Source organism: Collinsella sp. AF16-8 (genome assembly GCF_003462695.1).
In the GTDB taxonomy this organism is placed as follows: Bacteria; Actinomycetota; Coriobacteriia; order Coriobacteriales; family Coriobacteriaceae; genus Collinsella.
Window position 1 is genome coordinate 1 of sequence record NZ_QRXX01000021.1, and the last position, 3,017, is coordinate 3,017.

Annotated in this window: 4 protein-coding genes and 1 pseudogene; 1 reads left to right on the plus strand and 4 read right to left on the minus strand. The window is 54.4% G+C overall.

Features of this window, described 5'->3' with window-relative positions:
• The 4 genes and pseudogenes from DWW73_RS09945 to DWW73_RS09960 all read right to left on the minus strand — a co-directional run.
• A pseudogene (locus DWW73_RS09945) lies at positions 1–180 on the minus strand (hypothetical protein); the annotation flags it as partial.
• A gap of 199 nt (positions 181–379) precedes the next feature.
• Positions 380–1,288, minus strand: a complete 909-nt coding sequence (locus tag DWW73_RS09950) for a radical SAM mobile pair protein B (RefSeq protein ID WP_055252675.1) — start codon at positions 1,286–1,288, stop codon at positions 380–382.
• Positions 1,276–1,965 (minus strand): radical SAM mobile pair protein A, encoded by a 690-nt coding sequence (locus DWW73_RS09955; protein ID WP_055252677.1) that lies wholly within the window; start codon positions 1,963–1,965, stop codon positions 1,276–1,278. The genes DWW73_RS09950 and DWW73_RS09955 overlap by 13 nt, the downstream gene beginning before the upstream one ends.
• Entirely contained in the window at positions 1,962–2,162 is a 201-nt protein-coding gene (locus DWW73_RS09960; protein ID WP_055252679.1) for a hypothetical protein, read from the minus strand. The genes DWW73_RS09955 and DWW73_RS09960 overlap by 4 nt, the downstream gene beginning before the upstream one ends.
• A 143-nt stretch (positions 2,163–2,305) precedes the next feature.
• On the opposite strand from DWW73_RS09960, the gene DWW73_RS09965 reads away from it, so the two are divergent.
• Entirely contained in the window at positions 2,306–2,866 is a 561-nt protein-coding gene (locus tag DWW73_RS09965; RefSeq protein WP_055252681.1) for a TetR/AcrR family transcriptional regulator, read from the plus strand.
• Positions 2,867–3,017 lie beyond the last annotated feature (151 nt).

Below are 3,017 nucleotides of genomic sequence, written 5' to 3' on the forward strand. Positions count from 1 at the left end.
GAAGTAGTCCTTATGGCCGATGAGGGACCGTAGGTCGAGATAGGGCTGCGAGGCCAGCTCGCGCAGCATGAAGTCGATGTATCGCGCATAGTATGCCCACTGCTGCTCGAGGCTGGGGTAGAGGTGGTAGAAGCCGTCGAAAAGGCTCTTGACTACTTTCGATTGATGCTCAGTGCCCATTGTATTCGCTACGATTAAACTCGGCACAGGGGATACTGGTTTTCCGTGCGAAAACGCTCATGCCGCTAAATTGAGCGACCGCCTGTACTGCAGCGGGATCATCCGCCCGAGCGATCCCTTAATCCGTCGCCCGTTGCGCCAATCGGCAGAAGCCACGCGTGGACGCTAATCGCTCGAGCGAATCGTCGTCGGTTTCCGTTTAACGATTTCTTTTTCCGCTATTATCCGACCCTCGGACTTCCTCGTGATAGAAGTAGTCCACGATCACCGGATGCCCCTGGGGGACTCTGCCATAAGGCATTTCGTTGTCCACAAAGGGGCAATCGTACTTCTTGGCCATTTCCTCGGCTTTTACTTCAAGCGCTTCAAAATAGCTACGGTTGCGCTTGTTATAGATCTCATCGTAAAGCGGTACGAGATTGGGATGTTTCTCGGCGATATAATCCAGGATCGCTTTTTTGAAACCACCCCGAAGATTGAGATTTTCGAGCCAAAACAAATCGCACCGATCTTTTACTCGCTCAAAAATCATCTCAAAATCCGTGATGCCGGGAAATACCGGGGACACGAAGCAGACCGTACGGATACCTTCGTCATACACCTGCTTCATAGCAGCGATACGACGCTCGATGCTCGACGCGGAGTCCATATCGTTCTTGAAGTTCTCATCCAGCGTGTTGATCGACCATGAAACGGTCACTCGTCCAAGCCTCTTCAGCAGATCGATATCCCGTACCACAAGATCGGACTTTGTGCAGATCAGAATATCTGCATCGCTGCCAATCAGCTGCTCCAGGAGTTTCCTGGTATTCCCGAATCGCTCCTCCTGTGGATTGTAGCCATCCGTCACAGAACCGATAACCACCCGCTGTCCAGCGTATTTCTTCGGATTCTTGATTTCCGGCCAATGCTTCACATCAAGAAAGGTGCCCCATTCCTCCTTGTGTCCGGTAAAGCGCTTCATAAAGGAGGCATAGCAATACTTGCAGGCATGCGTGCAGCCTACATAGGGATTGACCGAGTAGCCGCCTACCGGCAGGCTGGACTTGGTCATGATGTTCTTTGCTTCCACCTCATTGATGAGGATTCCATCGATCACTTCCGCCATGTTCTCTGCACCTCCAGCACTCTTTCGAATTCTTCCGGCAATTCCTGAATCATGTTTTCGTCCCCTATGACAGAGACGAGGTCTTCCTTCATAAACATTGGAATGCCAAGCGCGTGCGCCTGGTCCGTCAAAGACCATGCCCACTCCGGTTCCGTATGAACCTTCCTGCTCTGCGCCCCGGTCATGGTACCGACGACGATCCAGTTGATTCCGGAAAGGTCGACCGTACCGGGATCGTCGAATAGCGGCTCAAAAGTAACGAAGAAGTGATTTGCTTTGACGTTTTTCCGAAGGGCGTCGATACGCCACAGCTCCGCTTTCCTCGTCACCGTAACGCCGAACCATGCGTTTTCCAGGTCGGTATCTAAATCCAGCAAATCGGGTCTCTTGGTCAGGAACAGGAACTGATGCTGTGGATTCTCATGGATCTTTGCAAATACCTCGTCTCGCCATTCCAGCTTCCACCCGGAGAGATCGCTCATGCCGGTAAGGAGAAAGTTCTGCGGGCGTTTCTTTTCCATCATCTTGAGCTTGCTCGGGAAGAACGCAGGATCAGCGAAGTCGTCAATCATATGCCAACGTTTCACATTGTTACGGGCATAGCAATATGGACACCCCACCGTGCAGCCGATGACGATATTCATATTCTGAATCTGATTTTTGATGCAGATGCTCATAACGCCTGCCTACCTGCCTCTCCCGTAAACACGCAATCAGCCTTCCCCACCTTGCGGGCAAAAGCCTCGATATCTTGCTTGCAAGCAGCAGGCTCGCAATCGCTCAAATCGTATGACGTGCCGCCGTTTCGATAGACGGCCCGATGGGAAAACGATCGGCTGACAAGCCCGATGCCGAGCTTCTCGCACAGGGTCATCCGTGCTCCCTTTCAGCTATAAAAAACAGGTGTCTATAAACAGTATCCTTGTTGATTTTCGCAGGGGCAATGAACAAACGCGTGCACCTGTCGATAAACGAACAGCTACTGGACATTGTCAAACGACTCAGATTGGAGAGGCGATGGGAGAAACCAAGATCGACCGCCGGCGGCGCTACACCCTCTCGGTCATACAGGAGGCGTTCTTCGCGCTGCTGGCCGAGGTCGGCTTCGCGAAGATGACGGTGGCGGACATCTGCCGCCGCGCCGAGATCAACCGGGGAACGTTCTATCTGCATTGCGAGGATAAGTACGCGCTGCTCGATGCGCTTATCGACGAGGCATTGGCAGCGGCTCCCCCGCTTGAGGGGGTTGAATCGGCAACGCTTTGCCAGCGTCCGTCGGCAGACGACGATTATCGCCTGCTTTATTCGGACAGCGACTCATACGCTCGCGTAGCCCAGCGCGTCATAGAACGCGGAGCGGAGCAGATGGTTCCCTGGGTCATGGAGAAAACAGGGCTTTCACGCGAAGACGCCTTCCTGCTCTTCGTCCACAACGTCCAGGGCGATCTGGCCGTCAACCGCCTGCTCGGCTGGAGACGAGGCCCCGAGTTCGCCCATGCCCAGGAGCTGCTCAACGCCTATTCCGAAGGGGGCTTACTGGCGGTATCCGCTCTTCGCGATTCCGATAACCCATCGTGACCTGCGATTCAGGAATACCAGCCTCCGAGCCCTCTCGTTCGGAGGCTGCGGCTAAAACCTCATTGCGCGTCTACCGCTCCGCGTTACTCGCCACCTGCCCGCGCCACCGAGAGCAGGGCGCCCAAATCGGCCTGGATCGCCCCTGCCTTGC